The 22,990-nt window shown below is 51.7% G+C and carries 23 protein-coding genes, 1 tRNA gene and 3 other RNA genes; 9 read left to right on the top strand and 18 right to left on the bottom strand.

Annotated features, from left to right (window positions below; translation table 11 throughout):
• Positions 1 to 24: 24 nt before the first annotated feature.
• Positions 25 to 1,467, top strand: coding sequence for a PepSY-associated TM helix domain-containing protein (locus SB13_RS14915; protein WP_026741121.1), 1,443 nt, complete (start codon positions 25 to 27; stop codon positions 1,465 to 1,467).
• A 119-nt stretch (positions 1,468 to 1,586) separates the two neighbouring features.
• On the opposite strand, the gene SB13_RS14910 is transcribed toward SB13_RS14915, so the two are convergent.
• Together SB13_RS14910 and SB13_RS14905 are read right to left on the bottom strand one after the other, a co-directional pair.
• Positions 1,587 to 1,871: a hypothetical protein gene (locus SB13_RS14910; RefSeq protein WP_026741120.1), complete on the bottom strand. Its 285-nt coding sequence runs from the start codon at positions 1,869 to 1,871 to the stop codon at positions 1,587 to 1,589.
• 203 nt (positions 1,872 to 2,074) lie between these two features.
• A complete protein-coding gene (locus SB13_RS14905; RefSeq protein ID WP_026741119.1) occupies positions 2,075 to 2,350 on the bottom strand; it encodes a hypothetical protein in 276 nt (91 codons plus the stop codon).
• Between the two features lie 415 nt (positions 2,351 to 2,765).
• Between SB13_RS14905 and SB13_RS14900 the strand changes: the two genes are divergently transcribed.
• Both SB13_RS14900 and SB13_RS14895 read left to right on the top strand, forming a co-directional pair.
• Positions 2,766 to 2,951 (top strand): GhoT/OrtT family toxin, encoded by a 186-nt coding sequence (locus SB13_RS14900; RefSeq protein WP_026741118.1) that lies wholly within the window; start codon positions 2,766 to 2,768, stop codon positions 2,949 to 2,951.
• A gap of 102 nt (positions 2,952 to 3,053) precedes the next feature.
• The gene (locus SB13_RS14895) at positions 3,054 to 3,545 is read left to right on the top strand and encodes a 2-thiouracil desulfurase family protein (RefSeq protein WP_081821866.1); all 492 of its coding nucleotides are present in this window, start codon (positions 3,054 to 3,056) and stop codon (positions 3,543 to 3,545) included.
• 11 nt (positions 3,546 to 3,556) lie between these two features.
• Here the strand turns inward: SB13_RS14895 and matP are convergent, their stop codons facing one another.
• Positions 3,557 to 4,018, bottom strand: coding sequence for a macrodomain Ter protein MatP (matP, locus tag SB13_RS14890; protein ID WP_026741116.1), 462 nt, complete (start codon positions 4,016 to 4,018; stop codon positions 3,557 to 3,559).
• Between the two features lie 209 nt (positions 4,019 to 4,227).
• Here matP and SB13_RS14885 point away from each other — a divergent pair, with 209 nt between their 5' ends.
• The 6 genes from SB13_RS14885 (at position 4,228) to SB13_RS18220 (ending at position 7,494) form a co-directional block, all read left to right on the top strand.
• Positions 4,228 to 5,955 (top strand): AAA family ATPase, encoded by a 1,728-nt coding sequence (locus SB13_RS14885; RefSeq protein WP_026741115.1) that lies wholly within the window; start codon positions 4,228 to 4,230, stop codon positions 5,953 to 5,955.
• A 90-nt stretch (positions 5,956 to 6,045) separates the two neighbouring features.
• A complete protein-coding gene (gene fabA / locus SB13_RS14880) occupies positions 6,046 to 6,564 on the top strand; it encodes a bifunctional 3-hydroxydecanoyl-ACP dehydratase/trans-2-decenoyl-ACP isomerase (RefSeq protein WP_026741114.1) in 519 nt (172 codons plus the stop codon).
• A gap of 309 nt (positions 6,565 to 6,873) precedes the next feature.
• Positions 6,874 to 6,963: transfer RNA gene (locus SB13_RS14875), tRNA-Ser, on the top strand.
• Between the two features lie 46 nt (positions 6,964 to 7,009).
• Positions 7,010 to 7,140: non-coding RNA, RtT sRNA (locus SB13_RS17450), on the top strand.
• Positions 7,141 to 7,186: 46 nt separating this feature from the next.
• Positions 7,187 to 7,317: non-coding RNA, RtT sRNA (locus SB13_RS17445), on the top strand.
• Between the two features lie 46 nt (positions 7,318 to 7,363).
• Positions 7,364 to 7,494: non-coding RNA, RtT sRNA (locus SB13_RS18220), on the top strand.
• 70 nt (positions 7,495 to 7,564) lie between these two features.
• On the opposite strand, the gene phoH is transcribed toward SB13_RS18220, so the two are convergent.
• The 15 genes from phoH to fliJ form a co-directional block, all read right to left on the bottom strand.
• Positions 7,565 to 8,353 (bottom strand): phosphate starvation-inducible protein PhoH, encoded by a 789-nt coding sequence (gene phoH / locus SB13_RS14870; RefSeq protein WP_026741113.1) that lies wholly within the window; start codon positions 8,351 to 8,353, stop codon positions 7,565 to 7,567.
• 496 nt (positions 8,354 to 8,849) lie between these two features.
• Positions 8,850 to 9,386: a flagella biosynthesis regulatory protein FliZ gene (gene fliZ, locus SB13_RS14865; RefSeq protein ID WP_026741112.1), complete on the bottom strand. Its 537-nt coding sequence runs from the start codon at positions 9,384 to 9,386 to the stop codon at positions 8,850 to 8,852.
• A gap of 52 nt (positions 9,387 to 9,438) precedes the next feature.
• Positions 9,439 to 10,161, bottom strand: coding sequence for an RNA polymerase sigma factor FliA (locus SB13_RS14860; protein ID WP_026741111.1), 723 nt, complete (start codon positions 10,159 to 10,161; stop codon positions 9,439 to 9,441).
• Positions 10,162 to 10,569: 408 nt separating this feature from the next.
• The gene (locus tag SB13_RS14855) at positions 10,570 to 11,400 is read right to left on the bottom strand and encodes a glycosyltransferase family 2 protein (protein WP_051616344.1); all 831 of its coding nucleotides are present in this window, start codon (positions 11,398 to 11,400) and stop codon (positions 10,570 to 10,572) included.
• 72 nt (positions 11,401 to 11,472) lie between these two features.
• Complete coding sequence (locus SB13_RS14850; protein WP_026741110.1) at positions 11,473 to 15,018, bottom strand: glycosyltransferase; 3,546 nt, start codon at positions 15,016 to 15,018, stop codon at positions 11,473 to 11,475.
• A gap of 233 nt (positions 15,019 to 15,251) precedes the next feature.
• Positions 15,252 to 16,358 carry a FliC/FljB family flagellin gene (locus tag SB13_RS14845; RefSeq protein ID WP_026741109.1) on the bottom strand — a complete coding sequence of 369 codons (1,107 nt, stop codon included), beginning with the start codon at positions 16,356 to 16,358 and terminating at the stop codon, positions 15,252 to 15,254.
• A 306-nt stretch (positions 16,359 to 16,664) separates the two neighbouring features.
• Positions 16,665 to 17,447: a flagellar biosynthetic protein FliR gene (fliR, locus tag SB13_RS14840; RefSeq protein ID WP_026741108.1), complete on the bottom strand. Its 783-nt coding sequence runs from the start codon at positions 17,445 to 17,447 to the stop codon at positions 16,665 to 16,667.
• 2 nt (positions 17,448 to 17,449) lie between these two features.
• Complete coding sequence (fliQ, locus tag SB13_RS14835) at positions 17,450 to 17,719, bottom strand: flagellar biosynthesis protein FliQ (RefSeq protein ID WP_026741107.1); 270 nt, start codon at positions 17,717 to 17,719, stop codon at positions 17,450 to 17,452.
• Between the two features lie 21 nt (positions 17,720 to 17,740).
• Complete coding sequence (gene fliP / locus SB13_RS14830) at positions 17,741 to 18,505, bottom strand: flagellar type III secretion system pore protein FliP (RefSeq protein ID WP_026741106.1); 765 nt, start codon at positions 18,503 to 18,505, stop codon at positions 17,741 to 17,743.
• Positions 18,502 to 18,918, bottom strand: coding sequence for a flagellar biosynthetic protein FliO (fliO, locus tag SB13_RS14825; protein WP_026741105.1), 417 nt, complete (start codon positions 18,916 to 18,918; stop codon positions 18,502 to 18,504). The genes fliP and fliO overlap by 4 nt, the downstream gene beginning before the upstream one ends.
• A gap of 3 nt (positions 18,919 to 18,921) precedes the next feature.
• The gene (gene fliN / locus SB13_RS14820; RefSeq protein WP_026741104.1) at positions 18,922 to 19,335 is read right to left on the bottom strand and encodes a flagellar motor switch protein FliN; all 414 of its coding nucleotides are present in this window, start codon (positions 19,333 to 19,335) and stop codon (positions 18,922 to 18,924) included.
• Entirely contained in the window at positions 19,328 to 20,341 is a 1,014-nt protein-coding gene (gene fliM / locus SB13_RS14815) for a flagellar motor switch protein FliM (protein ID WP_026741103.1), read from the bottom strand. The genes fliN and fliM overlap by 8 nt, the downstream gene beginning before the upstream one ends.
• A gap of 5 nt (positions 20,342 to 20,346) precedes the next feature.
• Entirely contained in the window at positions 20,347 to 20,826 is a 480-nt protein-coding gene (gene fliL, locus SB13_RS14810) for a flagellar basal body-associated protein FliL (RefSeq protein WP_026741102.1), read from the bottom strand.
• A gap of 133 nt (positions 20,827 to 20,959) precedes the next feature.
• Positions 20,960 to 22,450 (bottom strand): flagellar hook-length control protein FliK, encoded by a 1,491-nt coding sequence (locus SB13_RS18055; RefSeq protein ID WP_051616342.1) that lies wholly within the window; start codon positions 22,448 to 22,450, stop codon positions 20,960 to 20,962.
• The gene (gene fliJ / locus SB13_RS14800; RefSeq protein WP_026741101.1) at positions 22,447 to 22,893 is read right to left on the bottom strand and encodes a flagellar export protein FliJ; all 447 of its coding nucleotides are present in this window, start codon (positions 22,891 to 22,893) and stop codon (positions 22,447 to 22,449) included. The genes SB13_RS18055 and fliJ overlap by 4 nt, the downstream gene beginning before the upstream one ends.
• Positions 22,894 to 22,990: the final 97 nt, after the last annotated feature.

Raw genomic sequence — 22,990 nt, 5'->3', positions numbered from 1 at the left:
TTTCATTTTCTTTGCGGAAACCCTATGACTGCTGCCAAAAACGGGGAGAAACTCCCGAGCCCCGAACAGGATTACCACCTAGCATCTTCCGGGCTAAGGTCGTTTTTCCTGCGGATACACTTTTATATTGGCCTGTTCGTCGGCCCGTTTATTTTTATCGCCGCATTAACCGGCACGCTGTACGTAATGACGCCTCAGCTCGAAAATCAGCTCTATGCGCATGCGCTCTACACCGAGACCGAAGGCACGCCACAACCGCTGTCTTTACAGGTTGCCGCGGCGATGCACGCACTCGGCGATAGCAAAGATACGACGCTATCCGCGATCAGGCCCGCCCCGCTTGCCGGCGAGACGACTCGCGTGATGTTTTCGTCTCCTGATCTAGGACCTTCGGAAAGCCGATCCATTTTTATCGACCCAGTTTCGTTAGCGGTCAAAGGCGATTTGACCGTTTACGGCACCAGCGGAATTTTGCCCTTCCGTCTCTGGCTGGATAACCTGCATCGCAGCCTGTTGCTGGGGAGCGTGGGCAGAAATTACAGCGAGCTGGCGGCCTCATGGCTATGGATTGCGGCGCTGGGCGGCGCTTACCTGTGGTGGACAGGACGTCAGCCGCGCGTCACCGCCGCAGAAAAGCCCAATGCCGCACGCAGCGCGCGTCGCCGATTACGGCGCTGCCATTCGGTCACAGGGTTGGCCTTGCTCGCAGGGTTACTCTTTTTTTCTGCGACGGGGCTTACTTGGTCGCGGTGGGCGGGAGACAATGTATCGCAACTGCGGTACGCCCTGGGCTGGCAAACGCCTGCGGTCGCCACGCAACTTTCAGGACCCGCTGAGTCATCCCCGCAAAGCGAGCACGCTCATCATATGATGATGGATATGCCGGATATGACGCCTGTCGATCCCGCTCGCGTTGATCGGGTATTAGCATCAGCACGTGCCGCGGGCATTGAAGCCGCAAAAATCGAAATTCGCCCGACGTCAAAACCACATCGCGCCTGGACGGTCACTGAAATGGAAAGAACCTGGCCCACCCAAGCCGATGCCGTAGCGGTGGATCCCGACTCAGGTCAGGTCGTTAGCAAGGTCGAGTTTAACCATTTCCCGCTGGCGGCAAAGCTAACCCGGTGGGGCGTCGATATTCACATGGGCGTGTTGTTCGGTTTGCCTAATCAGCTATTGCTGGCATTTTTCGGCATAGGGCTGTGCTCGATGATTGTGTGGGGGTATTGCCTGTGGTGGATACGCCGTCCGCGCGGCTCGGTTTCCCAAAACCCACTACAGTCAGTGACAGACGCCTTTCTATCTTTATCGCTAACATCACAAGTCTTGATTGCCATTGCCGCATTAGGGATCGGCCTTTTTCTGCCGGTGATGGGGATCAGCGCAGCGATATTTATTTTGATCGATAGCCTTCGCTGGCTGCGATACCGCGCATCTTTGCCCGCGCCGGATATGCATGGCTAGCAGAGAGAAAAGCGAATCAGGCGCGAGATAACGCGTCAGCTTGAGACAGAAATGAAGTAAAGCATCCACACAGAAGCAGGTCGCTGGCTTGCTTCTGTGCTCCGGATTTATCTATTCAGTCACACGGCTCTCAATGTCTTTCCTTCGGCCAGCTCAAACGTATTTTTCCAATGCGCCTCACACTCCATGCGCGCGTTGGGAATATATGAAGCGCGTAAAGGCAAACAGGTTTCTTCGATGTTCCATGCCAAGAATACCTGATGATCTATACGCAGTGATTTCAGCGTATAAATCATTGCAAAAAAACCGCCCCGGGAATCTGATTTGTAGATTTCATATCGATGGCTCGCTGCGCCAGCGTCTTCCCCAAACAGTAATGTTTCCTTCAAAGTACCGAGCGGCATATCTCCTCCCGTTTAATGAGAACCTTTCAGTGCTTCTATCGGCAACTCCAGCGTGAATTTTAAAGTTGTGTCGGCAAATAACCCGGTAGATCACATTAAGCAAGAGGTGTGACGTCGTAGATGACAGACGATAATCTCGGAAGAAAAGGAGTGAGGAAGGTCAATGTATGCCTCCCTTGTCACAGGCAGGCATAAAATCGGTTTTATTTCTTTTTGACAGAACCTTTGTTTTTTTCCTTAATTAACTGCCGCAATTTTTTCAATTCTTTCGCTGACAACGGCTGCTCTACCCGCTCTTCCGTATGCTGATTATCAATGGCGCTGGCTTGTTGGGTATCTGACAATTCCGGTTCAAAGCTTCTCAGTAATCGATCACTGACTTCCGCACTGATCGTAACCCCATTTGCCGCGGCCGCTTCTTTGATTCGTTCTTTAAGTTCGTGAGCGATTTTTAGCGATAGACTTGATATATCGTTCATTTTATTCCCTTTTAAACAGGATAAAAAACCAACCTATTCCAGCAAGTCGGTTAAGTCCATATAGTCACTAAAAATTAATATTACCGTCACAATTATTCGACTGGTATTCAGGTCGCCGAGCGCGTCCCGTTTTGGTCTCACAGAGCGGTGTAAAGCCCTTTTCCGCCTCATGCTCTGTTAATCGAGTTAATTTAATGTCTTGAATTAGCGCGATTCACCGCGTCCATCGGCTCGAACCGCCAGCCATAAGTAAATCTTTTTTTTCGACTGACTCATCAGAATTCCCATCAATTTGGCACTATCATTAATCGGGCCGGGCAAACGTTCAACGCTTCCCCATTGTGTTAAAGGATTGATCACAAATTGGCAACGCCTTAAACTACGCGCCGCCTGCAACTATAAGGAAGAGAACAAAGTGGCTCACCATCATCTGTGGGAAATGATGAAAACTATTTATTTCGTTGGATTTGCTCTGTCTCTGGTTTTCACTTTCTTCGTCAGTAAAGACCGCTCGATGTTGATACGCCTGCTTTGCGCGGTTTTGATCGGCCTGACCTGGCCACTCAGTTTTCCCGTTGTCCTGATGTTCTCTTTCTTCTAATCATTTCCCTTCGCCTTATCAGCATGTTTATTATTCCCCTGCTATTTCGTGAGACTCGTCTTTAACGGCCCCCTTATCCCTCGACGCTAAAAGATCTCTGTGATGAATAAGATTTTGATCAGCGCCTGCCTCGCAGGTTTTCCCGTTCGCTATAACGGCTCAGACAAAAGCACGGTTCGGCGCTATCTCGGCCAGTGGCAACGTGAACAGCGTCTGGTCGTATTTTGTCCTGAGCTGGCGGCAGGATTTTCCACACCACGCCCTTCGGCGGAAATTATTCCAACTCGCAGCCATCACGAAGTCATCACGTCAGGTGCGCGAGTTGTTGAAGAAACAGGAGGCGACGTCACAGAACACTATATTTTGGGCGCCTGGCTGGCGCTGGAAATGGCTCGAGAGCATCAATGTCGATTCGCGCTGCTCACGGATGGCAGTCCCTCCTGCGGCAGCCAGACTATCTATAACGGTCATTTTAACGGAGAAACCGTTGCAGGCCGTGGCGTCACTGCCGAACTGTTAAGATCGAAAGGGATAGAGGTATTTTCGGACCGGGAAATCCTGACGCTGATTGAGCGGGTCAACCAAATCGGTTAATCACCGGCTCCTCAGCGGTCGGACTTATTGTTGAGCATGGCCTGCAAATCCTGTTTTAACGACGACATCTGAGTGGCATATTTCTCTTTATGCTCAGCGTCTTCGATCAGTTGGACAATGGTTTCCGACAGCGTACAGCCGCGGCGATGCGCCAGCCCTGCCAAACGCTGCCAAACCAGATACTCAAGGTCGATGGATTTCTTGCGGGTATGCTGATGTTCAGCATTGAAATGCCGTTTACGCCGAGCGCGAATGGTTTGCTTCATCCGATTTTCCAGCGCGGGATTGAGGTACGCGTCAATCCACTGAAGCACTTTCGCTGGCTGGTCTTCCATCCGCAATAGCGAGTTGACCGCTTCATCGGCCGCACTCTGCTCAATAAAGCGCGTAATGGACTCGCCTTCACGGTGCTTTTTGACCAGATACTTCCATTTCCAGCCGCACTCAAGATTTTCTAATTGCTGGTATTTCATAATAAAGTCTTCAGTGACCGTGTAACGTGCCCGACATATCTCCATTGTGGCCTGAGTTTCCTATTTCAGGCAAACTTTTTACTGTCCATTTTTCAGCCAGAATCGCTATTCTGCCTTTGTCGTCTGTCTGCAAGACGCAGGCTCTCATGTGCATCAGGCATTATTTTTGTATAATCCCGCTTTCCCTTTTGACGAGTGCTGTAGATACTTTGACCAACAACCGACTCGAATGGCAGCAACTGTTGCCTGATCTTACCCCGTATCAGACGTTATTCTCTCAGGCAGCGCAGCTGGCGCCCGCTGAGTTTTCAGCGATCCAGCCCCGTTTGGCCAATGCGCTGACACTCTTTTGCCAGTCCCGCTCCCCTTCTCGCTTTATGTTGTTAAAAGCGCAGGAGAGTGATGACTACCTGCGGCTGATCGCCCGAGCCGTCAACGCAAATACGTCAATGGAAAAAGCCTTTTACGGCAGCTTGTATCAGATTTCCGGTCGTCGTATCAGCGTTCAGCCAGCCCTGCGTCAGGATGATAATTTCGCGGCCAAAGTACGGTGTGGATATCAGGAATGGATTGAGCCGGAAGCGCTATTCGGTTGCGTCCGCGTGTTTCAGGACGATATCGAGCTACAGCCCGGTCTGATCCATCACGTCAACGGCGGCGTATTGATTCTCTCCGCACGCACGCTGCTGGCGCAGCCGCTGATGTGGCTTCGCTTGAAGCAGACGATAGTTGCAGGGCAGTACTCGTGGCTTTCACCTGATGAACGCCGCCCGCTACCGTTAGACGTGCCGCCAATGCCAGTCGACCTTCGTCTGATCGTCGTGGGCGATCGCGAAAGTCTGGCCGACATCCACGATATGGAGCCGGAGCTCAGCGGAGACGCTATTTATGGCGAGTTTGAAGCTCAGCTATCGCTGATCGCGCCTGAAGACATGGTGCGCTGGTGTGCTTACATCAACGCGCTGTGCCGGGAGAATCAACTTCCTCTGCTGGCGGAAGACGGTTGGAGCGCACTGGTCACCCACGCTGTCCGTCACAGTGACGATCAGGGCTGTCTGCCGCTGTGTCCTAAATGGCTGACTCACCAGTTGAAGCATGCGTCTCTCTATGCACAGCAGGAAACGCTCTCCGCGCAGGCAATTAACGATGCCGAAACCACTCGCCGCTGGCGCGATAGTTACCTGTATGAACGGCTGCAGGATGATATCGAGCTTGGTCAGATTCTGATTGAAACCGACGGCGCCGTCGTCGGTCAGGTCAACGGACTTTCCGTGCTGGAATATCCGGGTTACCCGATGATGATTGGTGAACCGACCCGCATCAGCTGCGTAGTACACCCGGGCGATGGCGAACTGACGGATGTCGAGCGCAAGGCCGAACTGGGTGGCAACCTGCATGCCAAAGGCATGATGATTATGCAGGCTTTTTTGATTTCTGAACTACAGTTGGAACAGCAGCTGCCGTTCTCTGCCTCTATCGTTTTCGAGCAATCTTACAGTGAGGTGGACGGAGATAGCGCTTCTCTTGCGGAGCTTTGCGCCCTGATCAGCGCACTGGCCCTTCAGCCTATCAATCAGCAACTGGCCGTTACCGGCTCGGTGGATCAGTTTGGACATGTTCAATCCATCGGCGGCGTCAACGAAAAGATTGAAGGCTTCTTCGACGTGTGTCAGCGTCGCGGCCTGACCGGCCAGCAGGGCGTTATCATCCCCGCAACGAATCAGCGCCATCTCTGTTTACGGCCGGACGTGGTTGAAGCAGTGAAAAATGCGCAATTTCACCTCTATCCGGTATCCTCTGTCGCAGAAGCGGTTACGCTGCTGACACAGGTTGCTTACGATGAAGAACATCGCCCCAGCTTGTTGGCTGCGATTCGTGAGCGTATCGCTCTTTTAACACCGCAGGAACGCCGTCGCTTCCCTTGGTTTTTCCGATAGCGGAACTGGTATGTCCAGCGGTAACAGGCTTGCTCAGCGTACACGTGTACGCTAACCTGCTCGCTTCACAAAAACAGGACTTAAAGAAACATGGTAGATAAACGCGAATCCTATTCGAAAGAAGATCTTTACGCCAGCGGACGCGGTGAACTGTTTGGCCAACAGGGCCCGCAGTTGCCCTCTGGCAATATGCTGATGATGGATCGTGTCATCAAGATGACCGAAGATGGCGGCGAGCATAATAAAGGCTACGTCGAAGCCGAGCTGGATATCAATCCCGACCTGTGGTTCTTCGGCTGCCATTTCATCGGCGACCCGGTTATGCCAGGCTGCCTGGGACTTGATGCCATGTGGCAATTGGTGGGCTTCTACCTCGGCTGGTTAGGCGGAGAAGGTAAGGGCCGTGCATTGGGTGTTGGCGAAGTCAAATTCACCGGTCAGGTTCGTCCTGAGGCCAAAAAAGTCACCTATCGCATCCATTTCAAGCGTGTTATTAATCGCAAGCTGATCATGGGTATCGCAGACGGTGAAGTTCTGGTCGACGGTCGCCTCATCTATACGGCGAGCGACCTGAAAGTTGGACTGTTTAAAGATACCAGCGCGTTCTAATCCCCCGCTTTCGAGAATAAAGGCATTCTGGGTCACTCCAGGATGCCTTTTTGCTATCGGTAGCAGTGCTATCTCGTCTCGTCCCCCGCGCAGTATTTGCGATGCGGATATAGCGTCACGAATCACGTCGCCCGCGCGAACAAGCCCCTTTCACCCTCTTCCGTAACGAACAAAAACCCTCTATTGGAAGGAAGTCACCGACCAAACGCACAATGCTTAACCAGATGTTTAAAAACCACTAAATACTGCTTGACCGTGATAGGCCGACTCCCTATAGTAGCGCCCCGTTGCTGCCGAGCGCGGCAATACGGTGAGGTGTCCGAGAGGCTGAAGGAGCACGCCTGGAAAGTGTGTATACGTGAAAACGTATCGAGGGTTCGAATCCCTCCCTCACCGCCATATTCCATAAGAAAGCCTGAGCGAAAGTTCAGGCTTTTTTGTATGCAGAGATCCCCTTGAGGGAGGGTGAGAACCCTCGTCAGGGTTCGACAAAACGGCAACGCCGTTTTGCATGGCCGTCAGGCCACCCGAAGGGCAAGGCGCGCAGCGCCGCTGTGAATCCCTCCCTCACCGCCATATTCCATAAGAAAGCCTGAGCGAAAGTTCAGGCTTTTTTGTATGCAGAGATCCCCTAGAGGGAGGGTGAGAACCCTCGCCAGGGTTCGACAAAACGGCATCGCCGTTTTGCATGGCCGTTAGGCCACCCGAAGGGCAAGGCGCGCAGCGCCGCAGTGAATCCCTCCCTCACCGCCATATTCCATACGAAAGCCTGAGCGAAAGTTCAGGCTTTTTTGTATGCAGAGATCCCCTTGAGGGAGGGTGAGAGCCCTCGTCAGGGTTCGACAAAACGGCATCGCCGTTTTGCATGGCCGTCAGGCCACCCGAAGGGCAAGGCGTGCAGCGCCGCAGTGAATCCCCCCCTCNCCGCCATATTTAAAGAAAAAGCCCCGAACACAGGTCCGGGGCTTTAAACAGTAAACGTGCGCTGGCAGCGTTTGAATCAGGCGTAAGCCAGTAAGGTGCGCTGACACAGTTCTGAACGGACACAATCGTGTTTGTTAAACGAGATCACGCCCACCATTTCATCTTCCGTGAACCGTTCCAGCGCGTCGCGCAGACCCGACCTTACGCCTGAAGGCAAGTCGCATTGGGTGATGTCGCCATTAACAATAACGGTGACATTCTCCCCCAACCGCGTCAGGAACATCTTCATCTGATTTACCGTGACATTCTGTGCTTCATCCAGAATGACGACGGCATTTTCAAACGTTCGCCCACGCATGTAGGCGAAAGGAGCAATCTCGACCTTCGCAATCTCTGGGCGCAGGCAGTACTGCAGGAAGGAAGCGCCCAAACGTCGCTGCAAAATGTCGTAGACCGGGCGGAAATAAGGTGCAAACTTTTCAGAGATATCACCAGGTAAAAAACCAAGATCTTCATCTGCCTGCAAAACCGGGCGAGTCACGATAATCCGCTCAATCTCTTTATGAATCAGCGCTTCCGCCGCTTTGGCGGCACTCAAAAACGTCTTACCACAACCGGCTTCTCCGGTGGCAAAGATTAACTGTTTGTCGTCTATTGCAGACAAGTATTGTTCCTGGGCTTCAGTGCGGGCTTCAATCATGGAGGTGTCACGATTTTCTCGCGCCATCCCGATGGACTCAATGCCCCCCAACTGAACCAGAGAAGTGACCGAATCTTCTTCACGCTGACGATGATTGCGGGCTTCACGTCTGATAACGCGTTTCGCTTCACGGCGTGCTTTGATCACTGCTTTTTGTCTTCCCATAGTGCCACCTTACAGTTTGTTTCACATACCGCATGAATGCGTTTCTGCGGCGTTGCATGTACAAATGAGGTTTGGCTTCCTTATTAAGCCACTCGACAACACAAGAGGGGAAAAGCCGCCTGCAGGCGCGGTTAAACCACCGAGCGTCAATGCAGTCGGCTTTCGATATAAATGGATAATTCTTGAGCGGAGATAGGAGATTGATGATTTGGGATAGAAATGTTGAGAGAGAACGATGAGGGTAGAATACCCGCCGCAGCAGTTGTGCGGTAAATCACGATGAAGCTTCGAACTATTTCGTCCCTTTAAGGACTTCACCATTCTCACTCCTTACTGTGACAACAACTATTCACAAGAATAATAATTGACAGACTAAAATCCTTGCTAAAAAAATACGGCGAAAGGATGTCAGCAATATGACAGTGCAATATTCTTTCCCTGCTGACAAGACTTTTCACACCGTCATATTATAAACGTATAGTTGAAGTCTCCCGGTTTACAACATCAACGCGGTTTCCCTGGAAAAATTTTTCTCCCAGTCCAAAAACTGATCGTATTTACGCAACGCGCTGCGGTAGGTATTTTGTTCCAGATTGGGTATATCGCTGCAAATTTGCTGCTGAATACTTTCGTTTTCAGCAAGACGCTCGGAAGGATAATGACGGGTAATAAGTAATTCATCCAATCTACGCAGACGAATGACATATTCTCGCATCGTGCTGTATTGCACTTCCGTTTGGTCGATAAGATAGCGGGTAAATGATTTGATATTGAAGTAATGCGCTGGCGGCTTGCAGAAGACTTCGCTGCAGAATCGGCACAGAGGTATTAACTCCTCCTGCATAGATTCCCAGGTATCGTCATCTATCTTCCGGTCCAGATATTCAAGCGCTTTTTTATTGAGGGGCTTGGATTGGTAAACCAATGAGACGCGGTCAAGCGATTTACCGCAGTTGGAACAGTGACTTTGTTTGTGTTTAAAATCTTTTAAATAACGACTAAGAAGCAGTTTCTTCCTGGCTGACTGAGACATGAATCCATTCCATGACAGTAAAAAGGGATAGCGACTTGCCTACGCTTCCAAATTAACTTTCATTCATTAATTTAACGCGCAGGCGCTTAATCGCTTGGCTATGTAATTGACTCACCCGTGACTCCCCAACCTCCAGAACCGCACCGATCTCTTTTAAATTGAGCTCTTCCTGATAGTAGAGGGTCAAGACGAGTTTTTCGCGTTCTGGAAGGTTATCGATGGCGTCCATCACACGCTGACGGAGGTTGACATCCATAAGTTGTTGCAATGGATTAGCATCTTCGTTGCCTTCCAGCAATGCTTCGGCGCTGTCGCCATGTTCCTCACGCCATTCGTCGTAAGAAAAGAGCTGGCTGTTGTTGGTATCGAGCAGGATCTGACGATAGTCCTCAAGGGAGATATCAAGAATTTGCGCGACTTCTTGTTCCGTAGGCGCTCTTCCCAGCTGTTGCTCGGCCTGTTGCATGGCATGAGCAACTTCCCGGGCGTTACGACGCACGCTGCGAGGAGCCCAGTCGCGGCTTCGTAACTCATCCAGCATCGCGCCTCGTATGCGCTGAACGGCGTATGTGGTGAACGCCGTCCCTTGCAAGGAGTCGTAGCGCTCCACTGCGCTGAGCAGCCCGATGCCGCCGGCCTGAAGAAGGTCGTCAAGTTCCACGCTTGCGGGCAAACGCACCTGCAAACGGAGAGCCTCATGGCGCACTAACGGTATATAGCGCTTCCATAAGGAATTTTTGTCCATGGTTCCTTCAGCGGTATACAGCTCACTCACAGTGACAAACACCTAGATAATAAAGTTATCGGTACTATTATGCGTTCGTATAGTGTAGACAATCGAATGAATAGGCGTGAAAAAAGCATGCTATTTAAGATATACAAGAAAGGTAAGGAAGTTTTGCGCCACAATCTGACTGAGGCCACCTTATTGAAAATAAAAAAGATAAAGAATCATACTCCGCAATGACTGGGACAACATGAATGTCCGAAATCCAGATTTTTGGCGGCGTATTTTAACCTCTGTAATTAAATATGTCTTTACGCTTTTAAAAATGATTTTCTTAATTAAAAATCGTTTACCTCGAAAACCATCACGCCAAAAACCCCTCCCCCATTTTATTCCGAGCGCGGAAACGAATTCGGCTGTTCTCGATAAACTGACGGAGGGATCGGTAACCAGCCACTACCGTCTGGTCTGACGCGTTTTAGTTTGAAACAGCACGGGCTTGGCGTGCCGCCGCTTAATATCTTTCAATATTTTTAACGTTTCCGTTGGACCTAAGTCCGGGACATCCTTCACGCGCACACCATGTTTATCACGAAAATAGTTAAGGGCCGCTTTTTGATTCTTCGTGTAATTTTCCTGAGAGAAAATCGTCGAATGCTCAAAGTCCTTGTGGTCAAAGCCGATAAATTCTTTTGAGTTATCAATGTCAGCGAAATACCAAAATGGTGGATGCATGCCCGCGTTAATTATCGCTAACGTATGATCCACATGCTCCAAGGCGTTGTAATAGGTTTCGTCCATATATCCCACACGGTCAATGCACGCCTTCGAGTAGTAAACGAATGCGCCGTCACACGTCTGGTAAAGCTGGATACGTCCGCCAGCATAATCCGCGTTCATTTTTGGTTTGACGACGTCATCGAGACAGGCGGGTGTCGCCTGACTGAACATGAAATGTTGAATGCCACTGATCTTTGACGCCTGGATATATCGCTCGAATACCGATTTATTTTTGATAAAGACATCATCTTCAATTAAGAAAAAATGGTCGACATTGCGTTCATGTAAATAGCGCAAGGCAATGTTTTTACTTTTCCCTACCCCCAGATTTTCGGGGTTATTGATCAGCGTATGCGTGATCTCATGAAACTCGGAGAAAAGACGACCATCGTTAACAATCACGATTTCATCCAGAATATCCAGAGGCAAGGAACGATAGAGCTTGATTAACTCATCTGGACGATTATGCGTTATTATTCCTACCCCAATTGTTTTTCCGTTAATCATATTTCTCTGCTCAATAAGCCCAAAAGAAACAGCCGGGGTCAGCGACCATCGCCTTCCCCGGAGAATGTCACATCAATCCGGCAACCAGGCCTTCTGCCACAGCAGTAAATTGTCTCCGCTTAACATCCAGTCGCGGTAAACCGCCTCGCGCAATTCGTCGCCCATTCGCGCAGTCGCATCGAGGTCGGCCAGATGCATCCGAATCGCATCCATCCAGTCTTTATAGCGGTTCCGGACGCGCGTGACCGGCAGATCGCACCGATAAGGTTCGATATCCGTACAAATCACCGGATAGCCACAAGCGCCGTATTCCAACAAACGCAAATTACTCTTACAGCGGTTGAAGATATTTTCTTCCAACGGCGCCAGCGCCAAATCCAGGTTCAGAGAGGCCAGTTTTTGCGGGTAAATATCGATATCTACCCCTTTGTGGAATTCATGGATATAAGGGCGCAATTTCTCAGGACACATCCCGAAGAACACCCACTCCACGTCGTCCGCCAAATCTCGCACGATATCGGTAATGAGCTCGAGATCGCCGGTATGGCTGCTACCGCCCCCCCACCCAATGCGGGGTTTCTTACCCTGACGCCGCAGAGCGCTGAGATTAGACCACCATTCCACCGGCAGACGGTTTTCGACCACGTGAATACGGTCATGAAGGCCAGCGAACGCCTCCGCCATCGGCTGCGTCGACACCACAAAGCGATCCATGAATCCCAGGCTCTTACGCATCGCTTTCAGCGCATCTTTGGGGAGACCGGCTCGGTGCACGCTTTTCAGCGGAATATTGGGAAGATAGTCATCCAGCTCATAGACCTTGAAGGTATTGCTAAGCTTGCTGATTCTTTCAATCCAGTCATGAAAATACGCCGACACCTGTTTTTGCAGTACCAGGACCTCGGGTTCATAGCGCGCTAACGTCGGGGTGTTCAGATAGACGTTGGAGAGTTTGCCATCAATCATATTGGCGTCTTTCAGCGCATTAAACGGCTTGATAATACGGTAGTGCCCGCAGCCGGTTTGGTCAGACATATGCGCCATCACCACCGGCAATGGTCGCCAGGTCAACGGGCGCCAAATCAGGCCGGCGTCCGGCTCGACTTCGAACCCGCGACCATTCAAAGACAGATTGATATTGTAGGCGGGGTCGCGGGCGATGACCGGCAACCACTTCTCGTACATGGCCATCTGTTCGCCCTGGAAGCGTTTTCTTTTCGCCTCCTGCGCAGCGGTATCCACCTTTTTCTGACTCACGCTGCCTTCATGCATCACCGTGGCAAATGGCGTCCATACGGTGAGATACCCCGCTTCACGCACTTTCAGGCACAGATCCACATCGTTGTAGGAAACCTTGAAAGCCTCTTCATCCAACCCATTGACCTGCTGGTAGACGGACTTTCTAATCATCAGACAGGCCGCGGTGACGACGCTGTAGTTCTGATCCACTTTCAGGCGCTGCATATAGCCGGGATCGTCCATCGGGTCGCCGTTAAACGGATGTTCCGCCGGTCCGCGTAGTCCAAGAATGACGCCGCCATGCTGAATACGCCCATCCGGATAAACCAGCTTAGCCCCGACGATCCCCACTTCAGGACGCAGCGCGTGGTTTAGCATGTTATCCAGCCAATCCGGCTGCACGACGGCCGTATCGTTGTTGAGCAGCAGCAGATAGTCGCCGCGCGCCTGCTCGGCGGCCATGTTGTTAATCGCCGAGTAGTTAAAGGGATGAGGATAACGAATGACACGGATACGGTTGGGATCGACCTTCGCCACCCCGTCCAGCCAGGCTTTCGCTTCAGGCGTTTCGCTATTGTTATCCACAATCAGCAGTTCATAATTCGGGTAGCGTGTTTTCTCAAGCAGGCTGGTGACGCAGGCCACCAGCACCGGGAGCTGATCTTTGGTCGGGATGATGATCGAAACCAGCGGAGACTCCTGATGACCGTAAATCATCCGGTAGTGTCCCGGCAACGTGGCCACCGCTTTACCGGCATTGTACCCTCGACGCTGAAGATGGCGCTCGAGGACAGCAATTTCCCCCTCATGGGTAGAAATCGACAACTCGTCTGAAATTGTCAGGAATTCCGCCAGATGCCCGATAGAGCCCATCCCCTGCTGTTCAATCAACCGCAGGATGTACTCCAGCTCCATGCAGCTGGCATGCTTGGTATCAAAGCCGCCCAGCGATAAGAACAGCTCGCGGTTGAACAACCAGTGCCGCGTCATGACGGCGGGAAGGCTCAGCAGATAATCAAGGTTGAAATCCGGACGGCAAGAGAGTCCCAGCTGCCCGTCTTTACCGTATAGCAGCTCGTCGCCGTAAATCGCGCTGCAGCCCTGAGCGGTAACCAGCCCTAAACTGGTCATCAGCAGGCCGCCTGCGGTAAAGATCTCACCCGCCTGAACCAACATCAGCCAGTCGAAAGTCTGTTCGCGCACGACGTCATTGATAGTCCTGACGAGAATTTCCTGACGGATTTCCCGCACGGTACAGGTGGGGAAGCGCGCCGCGATTTCCGAGGAAGAAGTCAGGATGATGCGCTTAAGCAGGACGCCGTCCGACTCGATGGTCTCAAGACTCTCGACGGTCGCCTTCAATTTCTCTGCGTCGCCCTCGGTATCCATGATGAGAATGCCGAATTCGCGGCCTTCCAGATGCTGACCGAGATACTCCTTAATCAGCACCGACTCACTGGCCGTCGGATAACGACTGGCGATCCAGTCCGGCGTAGTGTTCTCTTCTGGTTTACCCTCTAAGGCGGCTTTCATACCTTCTTTGAGATCAAAGGGGTAAAAATGCTCTTTTTGATCCAGGTCAGCGACCTCAAGCAGCTCGGGGTTTTTGACGTCCGGCGAGAAAAAAATCGAATTCTGGACCTCACGAAAATACACCGCCTGCTCCTGGAACTCCGGACCGCTGATCGAACCATCCGCCCTTTCCGCGGGAATGCGCCTGTCGGTCAGCGGTTCGGACAGCATAGCGAAGTCGCCGTCACGTAGCAGTGAGAGGTAGAAAGCGAGCGGTGCCGTATAGTTCAGCTTGACGCCGTTGAGGGTAAACATCGTCTTGGGAGACAGCATTTCCTGCCGCAGCAAAACACAGCTCAGTTCACCAATGAAATTGGTCGCATACCGAGTCAGATAATGAATGACACTCTGTCCACGAATCTGCACGTTGCCGGAAAATGGGTATGCAGTTTCAGCAATGTCATTGAGTATCTGCCCCTCTCCATCTATACGTCGACGGCGTGACGAACTGAACACCACGCGATCGTCTTCTTCCAATACCGCGGTCAGTAGTCGGACATGATCTTCCCTCAGTACATCGCTATCACTCAGGAAGTTAATGTATTTTCCTTCCGCGAGTATGAGGCTTTCTGCGCAGAGATCGTATTCAGAGACGTCGACGGACTTGCTACGGAAATAACGAATGGTATGGCGAGACGCATCTATCGCCTTATAGACGGCGCTTTCGATAAGCGTGTCGGCGCTGGCATCGTGCACGATGATTTCTACATTGTCGTAATCTTGAAGGGTCGCACTCAGCAGTGCGAGCTCAAAGTATCGTGGTTCCTTCGCTGGAATAATGATACTGACGAGTGGGGACTTGTTCATGACTAACCCTTATATGCATTCGATGTAACCGGAGCTGACTCTAAATTGGCGCGATGTACCCATGATGGCCGGGACATCCCCAGAGTAATAATACGGCGCTGAATGCCAGCTCAAAGACGTGAATTCATCTTCTTTATACCGGCTAATCCCGGTATTGCTCGCGCCGCAGACGATATCCTCCATAAAAAAAGCCCCGCCAGAGGCGGGGCTTTTTAGACAGAAGAGGAAACAGATTACTGCAGCAGAGACAGAACGGTCTGCGGAACCTGGTTCGCCTGCGCCAATACTGAAGTACCAGCCTGTTGCAGGATCTGAGCCTTGCTCATGTTGGAAACTTCTGTAGCGTAGTCAGCATCCTGGATACGAGACTGTGCTTCGCTCAGGTTGGTAGACGTGCTGGTCAGGTTGTTGATGGTGGAGTCAAAACGGTTCTGAATCGCACCCAGGTTACTACGCATGTCATCTACGGTGGACAGCGCTTTATCCAGCGTGGTCAACGGGTTTTCCGTCGCAACACCAGTCAGGTTGTCGTTAGACGCAGTAACTGTAACGGTCATCGCGCCATCGTCAGTGATGGAGATGTCGTTAGAAGTCAGTTTGTAGTAAGCAGTGTCGCCAGAAGCGCCAACGCCGTCAACGTCAGAAGTCAGAGTACCGCTAACGAAGTAGTTGCCGTTAGAGTCGGAAACCAGACCGGTTGCGTCCAGAGCGGAAGTGCCAGAGAAAGAGACAGAAGCGTCTGCGCTCAGCGTGATGCTGTTGTAAGTAGAACCGCTTGCAACTGCAGTCGTTGCGCTGGAAGCAGGACCGTCAACGTTGAAGCCAGTCAGGTTCAGAGAAGCAGTGTTAACTTTCTGCAGGTTGATGCTGATGGTCTGGCCATCCTGAGAACCAACCTGGATAGAGATGGAAGTTTTGCTACCATCCAGTACTTTAACGCCGTTGAAGTCGGTCTGCTGAGAGATACGGTCAACTTCAGACAGACGCTGAGTGATTTCGTCCTGGATTGACTGCAGGTCGGAAGCAGAGTTAGTACCGTTCTGAGACTGTACGGTCAGAGTACGGATAGCCTGCAAGTTGTCGTTGATTTCGTCCAGTGCGCCTTCAGTCGTCTGCGCCAGGGAGATACCATCGCTTGCGTTGCTGGAAGCCTGGGTCAAACCGTTGATGCTGGAAGTGAAACGGTTGGAGATAGCCTGACCAGCGGCGTTATCTGCAGCGCTGTTGATTTTCAGACCAGAGGACAGACGTTCGATCGCGGTGCTCAGAGAAGACTGAGATTTGTTCAGGTTGTTCTGTGCAACCAGCGAGATGCTGTTGGTGTTAATTACTTGTGCCATAAGAGATTTCCTTTTAGATATCCGTCAGGACTTAAATCGTTAGGGTTCAGGCTTTTCCGCCCACGGCGTCAACCACCGTCTACAGAAATATCGGCGTTGCCCTAATGATCTTTAGTAATTAAACCCAATATTTTTAAAACCTATGCTTTTCAGCAAGTTAAAATAAAAAAAACCAGCAGACAACGTCTATTTTAACAAGCTAAAGCGACTGAATCGCGGTAAGAAGGTTATTTATTACTCAGTATTGCGTAATAAAATCGACAGGTTTTCGTTTGCAAACGGCTAAAAAAACGCATTGGTCTGTCATTAAAGATTAAAGTTTGTCACCAGCGTCGCAATCATATCGAAGAACTCGCCAAATAAATGCTCAGCGAATTGGGGTATCAGCGTCATCAGCGTACCAATGGTCATTATCCCCACCGTCAGCGTAACAGGGAAACCGATGACAAATACGGATAGCTGCGGCGTCATTCGGTTTAACAGACCTAGCGCGAGGTTGAGGACCAGCAACAGCGTCACCAACGGCAGCGCCAGCATCAAACCATTAATAAAGATAAGGCTGCCTGCTCGTGCAATAGAATAGAAGACATTAGTGTCGATAGGTGCTGTATCGATCGGAATAACATGAAAACTATCGGCCAGCATGGAAATCAGCCACAAGTGTCCATCAAACGCCAGAAACAGCAGCATAGCCAGCAGATTGAGAAAGCGCGCCAGCACCGGCATGTTCGGGCCGCCGGACGGGTCGAAGAACGTCGCGAAAGACAGCCCCATCTGTAACCCAATGATTTCCCCAGCCATACGAAAGGTCGCGAATGCCAGCTGCATCGTGAAACCGATGCACGTGCCGATCAATATTTGTTTGACCAACAGCCAAAGCCCTTCGGCAGAAAATATGGGAACCGGTGTAATGGTCAGATGCGGGCCAATCAAGAACGTCGCCAGCAGTCCAAGACCAATTTTGGCCTTGGTGGTGATTTCTTTTTCGTTGAGTACGGGAGCTGTGGAGATCAGCGCCATCAGGCGTATAAAAGGCCAGAAGAACTGATTAAGCCAGTAATAGATATCGGCGCTGGTCAGGTTAATCATGATTAGCCAATCATGTTAGGCAAATTGCTAAACAAGGTACGCATGTAGTCTAGAAACAACCCGAGCATCCAGGGACCGGCGATGATGATAGTCAGGAAAACGGCCAGAATTTTGGGAATAAAAGAGAGCGTCATTTCGTTAATCTGCGTCGCCGCCTGCAAAATGCTCACAATCAACCCGGTAACGAGAGCCGCCAATAAGAGAGGCGCCGCCAAAGCCAGCGCGATCTTCATTGCTTCGTTACCCAACGCCATGACCGACTCAGGAGTCATAAAATATCCTAATGCTGAATGTTAACTGTAAAAACTCTGCACTAATGAGCTTAGCAGCAGCTGCCAGCCATCAACCAGGACAAACAGCATCAGCTTAAACGGAAGAGAAACCGTCGCCGGCGGCACCATCATCATCCCCAACGCCATCAACACACTGGCGACCACCAGGTCAATGATCAGGAAAGGGATAAAGACGGTAAAACCGATTTGAAACGCCGTTTTAAGTTCGCTGGTCACAAACGCAGGAACCAACACCCGCATGGGGATGGCTTCCGGACCTTCCAGCGGGGGAATATCCGCCAGTCGGGTAAATAGCGCCAAATCTGTTTCACGCGTCTGGCGCAGCATAAACTGACGCACCGGCGCAGAACCACGATCGATCGCCACTTCCATGGAGATCTTATCCTGACTGAACGGCAGATACGCGTCCTGATACACCTTGGTGATCACCGGAGACATAATGAAGAAGGTCAAAAACAGGCTCAGTCCAACGATAATCTGGTTGGGCGGCGCCGTGGCGGTCCCCATGGCGTTTCTTAACAAACTCAGCACGATGATGATACGGGTAAAACTGGTCATCATCAGCAATACGGCAGGGATAAACGTCAATGACGTCAGCAGAACCAGCGTCTGCACCGGGAGGGACCAGCTCTGCGCGCCGTTGGCCATCGGCTGACTGATGATGCCCGGCAGTTGCGCCCAGGCGTTCGGCGCGATAAATACAATCACGCCAGCAAAGAAACCGCGCCGCAACAGCTGCGCCCATCGAGATGAAAACCTGTTCATTCTGACTTTTCCGAGCGATTCATGACCTTACTGAGGAGTTTACGAAAGTCGGCAGGATTGGCTTGAGCGGAAGCTTTAGCCTCATCAATCGCTTTTGCTGGCAGGGTATGAAGCGGAGTTACCTGCTGAGCGGTGACGCCAAGAACCAACCAGGTGTCGTCGACTTCAACGATCACCACCTTTTCGCGCTGCCCGACCGGACAACTCGACACGACTTTCATCATCTGATTATTGCGGGCCTGAGGCGTTACGCCGAGTTTTTTGGCGAGCCAGGCTAACAGAAGGATAAACAGGAGAATGCCTCCCAACACAGAGCTAACCTGAGTGAGCGCCGAGCCGGGAGTTTGCGACGGTGCCTGGCTATGCGCCGGCACCGTAACGGATGCGGAGGTCTGCTCCTGAGTTTGCGCCATAGGTTAGCGGCTCAGGCGACGCATACGCTCAGACGGAGTAATGATATCAGTGATACGTACGCCGTATTTATCGGCCACCACCACCACTTCGCCCTGCGCGATCAGATATCCATTGATCAAGATATCCAACGGCTCGCCGGCCAGACCGTCCAGCGCAACCACCGAGCCTTGGGATAGGCGCAATAGTTCTTTGATGGTCATTTTGGTACGACCCAGCTCAACCGTCAGCTTGACCGGAATATCCAAAATCAGATCGATGTCCTGAGACAGTCCAGTCGCTGCATCGGCTTCCAGAGACTTGAATACGCCTTCGCTACCGCTTTCTTCTTTTTCCGCGGCTTGCTGCTCATTAAATGCATCAGCCCACAGATCGTCCACGGATTCTTTTTCTTCGGACGGGTTCTTGGTGTCACTCATGGGGCTGTCCCTCGTTGTTCAGAGAAGTCAAAATTGGATTCACTAACTGTTCGACTCGAAGAGCATATTGTCCTTTGTAGGTACCGTATTGACCGGTCAATACCGGAACACCGTCGACATGGGCAATGATGCTGTCAGGTTTTTCTATAGGCAATACGTCGCCCGGCTGTAGCTTCAGCACTTTGGACAACCGCAGCGACACATCGGTAAAGTTGGCGACCAGTTCCAGCTCGGAATGCTGAACCTGCTTAGCCAAGGTGTCCCTCCAGCTCTGATCTTCCTGTCGGGAATTCTCCATCGGAGGATTCACCAGCAGTTCGCGCAGCGGTTCGATCATGGCAAAAGGAATACAAATATTAAATTCGCCGGTCAGATTGCCGATTTCCACATGGAAAGGCGTGGTGACCACAATATCGTTAGGCGACGTCGTGATGTTGGTAAACTTGACCTGCATCTCGGAGCGTACATATTCCACGTCCAATTTGTAGATCGCGTTCCACGCATCCCCGTAGGCTTCCAACGCCAGGCGCAGCATTCTTTTCACCACGCGCTGTTCGGTATGGGTGAACTCTCGCCCTTCCACCTTGGTAGGAAAACGGCCATCGCCGCCAAACAAGTTGTCTACCGCGATAAAAACCAGGCTCGGAGAAAACACGAACAGCGCGGTGCCGCGCAGCGGCTTCAGATGAACCAGATTGAGGTTGGTCGGCACCGGCAGGTTACGCGCAAAATCATGATACGGCTGAATTTTGATAGGTCCGGCAGTAATATCCGGGCTACGACGCAACAGGTTAAACAGCCCCATGCGGAACTGACGTGCAAAACGCTCATTAATGATTTCTAACGACTGCAGGCGCTCACGAACAACACGACGTTGCGTATTGGGATCATAAGGCCGGATATCGCTCTCGGGGCCAGAAGCCGACTTAGCTTTGCTATCGCCGTCGTCACTGTCACCGTTGAGCAATGCGTCAATTTCTGCCTGGGAAAGAATACTGTCACTCATAATATTTATCGCAGTATGAAAGCGGTGAACAGAACATCCGTGACCACCTGGTTGGGTTGCCCTTGAACCAGCGGCGGGCTAAGAACCTGTTTAATTTCATCAATCAGCTTCTGCTTACCTTGTTCGTTTGCCAACGCGGCCGAATCCTGTCGGGAAAGCAGCAGCAGCAAGCGGCTGCGCNCTTCCGGCAAATAGCGGGTCAAGCGGCTCTTGGTTTCTTCATCTGGCAAACGCAGGGTGAACCCAACGTACAACACACGATCGGGATTGTTATCCGGATTAACCAAGTTAACAGTAAATGTATCCAATGGCATGAATACAGGTTCCGGGGGAGGCACTTCTTTCGCCACCGTTGGCTCAGCGTTTTTATGATAAAAGAACCACCAACCCGTGCCAGCAGCACATGTCGCTACCAATGCGATAACGATCAGCAGTATTAACAAGACAGAACGCTTGCGTCCCGACTGTGATTTTTCTTCAGCCATAGACTAAGATAATTCCTATACTCATTGCCATTGATGCAGCTCTGTGCTGCATATACCCCGTAATTATCCCGTCTATTCCGCCGTTCAATAGGATGAATAGACGAGGAAAATCACACTAGCTTACTGATTTGCCTCACGCAAAGGTATCAACGCCGCTCGAAGAGGACGCGATTCTCTGCAGTGAAGCTGGCACATCCACGATGTCCATGTGGCTGTCCAGGCTGCTCGAATACTGAGACGAAGACGAACCGCCGCCGGCGCTCTGCTGTTGGCCCTGCTGCCATTCGGAGCCCCCGAAGGTCTCGCTGCCCACACTACTCTGGTTTAGCGTAATACCGCTTTCAGACAACGCCGTTCTCAGCTGCGGCATTGCAGCTTCCAACGCAGCTCGAACCTGACCATGCGCGGACGCAAGGTGGATTTGAGCCTGGTTATCATCCATCTTCATGCTGACCTGAATTGCGCCAAGCTCCTGAGGGTGCAGACGCAGCTCAACGTTTTGCTGATTGTTACGTGTAAACATCACAACCTGCTGGCTGAGCGCCTGTTGCCACTCATCGCTGCCCAAACGGGATGTCAGCACCGCAGTTTGTGGCGTCGCGGCGGCGGTGGTGTTGGCCTGAGTGCTGTTCAGCGCGCCCAAGGCACTATTCACCGTCGCGGCGCTAGAATTGCTGTTGTTGGCAGATGACGGCTCTTGGGTCACCTTGAACGCGTTGCTCACGGCAGCCGTGATATCAGAAGACTGCACCTTGTTCGACGTCGCAGTCGTATCTACCACAATATTTTTCAGGTCGGTCGAATCGTCTTTCCCGTTCCCTTTGGACGCCGTTTTACCGGAAGCGCGACCCAGAATATCGGTCAGCGCCGCATCGTCATCCTGCCCTGTCGTCGCATCATCAGCGACGGCATTCAGCATCGAGGTTAAGGACGTGCTCTGCTGATCGTCGGTCAGCGTCTGCAAGGCATTTTGTCCGTCCACACTTAGAGCGGCTACGCCTTCACTCTGGCTGGTTATCGGCTGAGCGGTGACTTTCTGTAACTGCGGAGCCAATCCTGCCCCCAGCATGGCCATAATCGTCGACGAGGCATCCTGATCGGTCGTCACGGCGGAGATGTCAGTATCCGCCGTTACCTGCTCGCCCAGCGTCAACGCTGCGTCATCGCTCGTGTCGGCAGCATCCGTTTTCGCGGTCGTCGAGGCATCCGCGTTCGCTGACGTAGACTTGCCGTGTGTTGCGTGCGATTGCTTCAACAGCGCGCTCAGCGAAGACTGAACGGAGGACTCCGTTGTGGCCAACTCGTCGCCCACTTCCGCTTCCGCCGACTGCGCATCCTCACTTCCATCGGCCTGTTTGGCCGACGTGTTTTCGGTGTTAGACGTCGACTGAGTCGTGGGATGTTTCACCGGCTGCGGCTGTGTTTCATTGTTCTGAGTATTTTGAGAAGCAGCGTTCGACGCGTTCTGCTGTGTCCGATTTTGCTCTTCATTCAGGTGTGACGAAAACAGCGCCGTAAAGCTATTAGCCTGTGACGCATTACTGTCTTGGCTGCTGCTGGACGAGTTCGCATCAGTTCGAGCCGTCTCAGACGCTGAAAGAGCAGTAACAGTAGTTAGATTCATGGATTCAGTTTCCTCAATGACGAGCGCTGTGCAAATTCATCCATCAGTTTCTGGTCTCGACGGTTTTCACGAACCAAAAGTTCCTGAGCCGCCCGTTCTTTTAATGTTTCAAACGCATTCAGCCGTTGGCGCTTGGCCTGCCAGGTTTTCATGGCCTGCTCAAGGCGCTGTGCCCATACGGCCAGCTGTTTGCGATGTTGTTCGATGGCCAACTCAAGAGTTTTGATAAACTGCTGATAGTTGTACCAATTCGCTGCATTGATACCGCTGCCCATACTTTGTTGCAGCTGTACCCGGTAGTCATCTTCATAGCCGAGCAGCATATCTAGCTGCTGCTGTGCCTGTACGTGCGACTGACGGATCTGCCCCAGCAGAGTAGCGGCATCGTCCACTTCCTGCTGAGCCAATTCGCGAAGTTTGTCGAGAGGAGTTTCAGTTTTCATAGTACCTCAATCACGTACAGTTACCGGCGGCCTGCTGGCACTGCCCTGCCGGGCACAGCTCTTCGCCTTGGTAATCGAATACACTACATGACACTAC

It is taken from the genome of Lonsdalea quercina subsp. quercina, from assembly GCF_000688695.1.
In the GTDB taxonomy this organism is placed as follows: domain Bacteria; phylum Pseudomonadota; class Gammaproteobacteria; order Enterobacterales; family Enterobacteriaceae; genus Lonsdalea; species Lonsdalea quercina_D.
This window is presented reverse-complemented; position numbering and strand designations above follow the sequence as displayed.

Coding starts and splice junctions, on each gene's coding strand:
- SB13_RS14855 (WP_051616344.1), bottom strand. CDS start 11,400: ATGATTAACGGAAAAACAATTGGGGTAGGAATAATAACGCATAATCGT.
- SB13_RS14910 (WP_026741120.1), bottom strand. CDS start 1,871: ATGCCGCTCGGTACTTTGAAGGAAACATTACTGTTTGGGGAAGACGCT.
- fliZ (WP_026741112.1), bottom strand. CDS start 9,386: ATGTCTCAGTCAGCCAGGAAGAAACTGCTTCTTAGTCGTTATTTAAAA.
- SB13_RS18055 (WP_051616342.1), bottom strand. CDS start 22,450: ATGAATCTAACTACTGTTACTGCTCTTTCAGCGTCTGAGACGGCTCGA.
- SB13_RS14895 (WP_081821866.1), top strand. CDS start 3,054: ATGAATAAGATTTTGATCAGCGCCTGCCTCGCAGGTTTTCCCGTTCGC.
- fliQ (WP_026741107.1), bottom strand. CDS start 17,719: ATGACTCCTGAGTCGGTCATGGCGTTGGGTAACGAAGCAATGAAGATC.
- fabA (WP_026741114.1), top strand. CDS start 6,046: ATGGTAGATAAACGCGAATCCTATTCGAAAGAAGATCTTTACGCCAGC.
- SB13_RS14915 (WP_026741121.1), top strand. CDS start 25: ATGACTGCTGCCAAAAACGGGGAGAAACTCCCGAGCCCCGAACAGGAT.
- fliO (WP_026741105.1), bottom strand. CDS start 18,918: ATGGCGCAAACTCAGGAGCAGACCTCCGCATCCGTTACGGTGCCGGCG.
- fliM (WP_026741103.1), bottom strand. CDS start 20,341: ATGAGTGACAGTATTCTTTCCCAGGCAGAAATTGACGCATTGCTCAAC.
- fliP (WP_026741106.1), bottom strand. CDS start 18,505: ATGAACAGGTTTTCATCTCGATGGGCGCAGCTGTTGCGGCGCGGTTTC.
- phoH (WP_026741113.1), bottom strand. CDS start 8,353: ATGGGAAGACAAAAAGCAGTGATCAAAGCACGCCGTGAAGCGAAACGC.
- matP (WP_026741116.1), bottom strand. CDS start 4,018: ATGAAATACCAGCAATTAGAAAATCTTGAGTGCGGCTGGAAATGGAAG.
- SB13_RS14850 (WP_026741110.1), bottom strand. CDS start 15,018: ATGAACAAGTCCCCACTCGTCAGTATCATTATTCCAGCGAAGGAACCA.
- SB13_RS14905 (WP_026741119.1), bottom strand. CDS start 2,350: ATGAACGATATATCAAGTCTATCGCTAAAAATCGCTCACGAACTTAAA.
- fliJ (WP_026741101.1), bottom strand. CDS start 22,893: ATGAAAACTGAAACTCCTCTCGACAAACTTCGCGAATTGGCTCAGCAG.
- SB13_RS14845 (WP_026741109.1), bottom strand. CDS start 16,358: ATGGCACAAGTAATTAACACCAACAGCATCTCGCTGGTTGCACAGAAC.
- fliN (WP_026741104.1), bottom strand. CDS start 19,335: ATGAGTGACACCAAGAACCCGTCCGAAGAAAAAGAATCCGTGGACGAT.
- fliR (WP_026741108.1), bottom strand. CDS start 17,447: ATGATTAACCTGACCAGCGCCGATATCTATTACTGGCTTAATCAGTTC.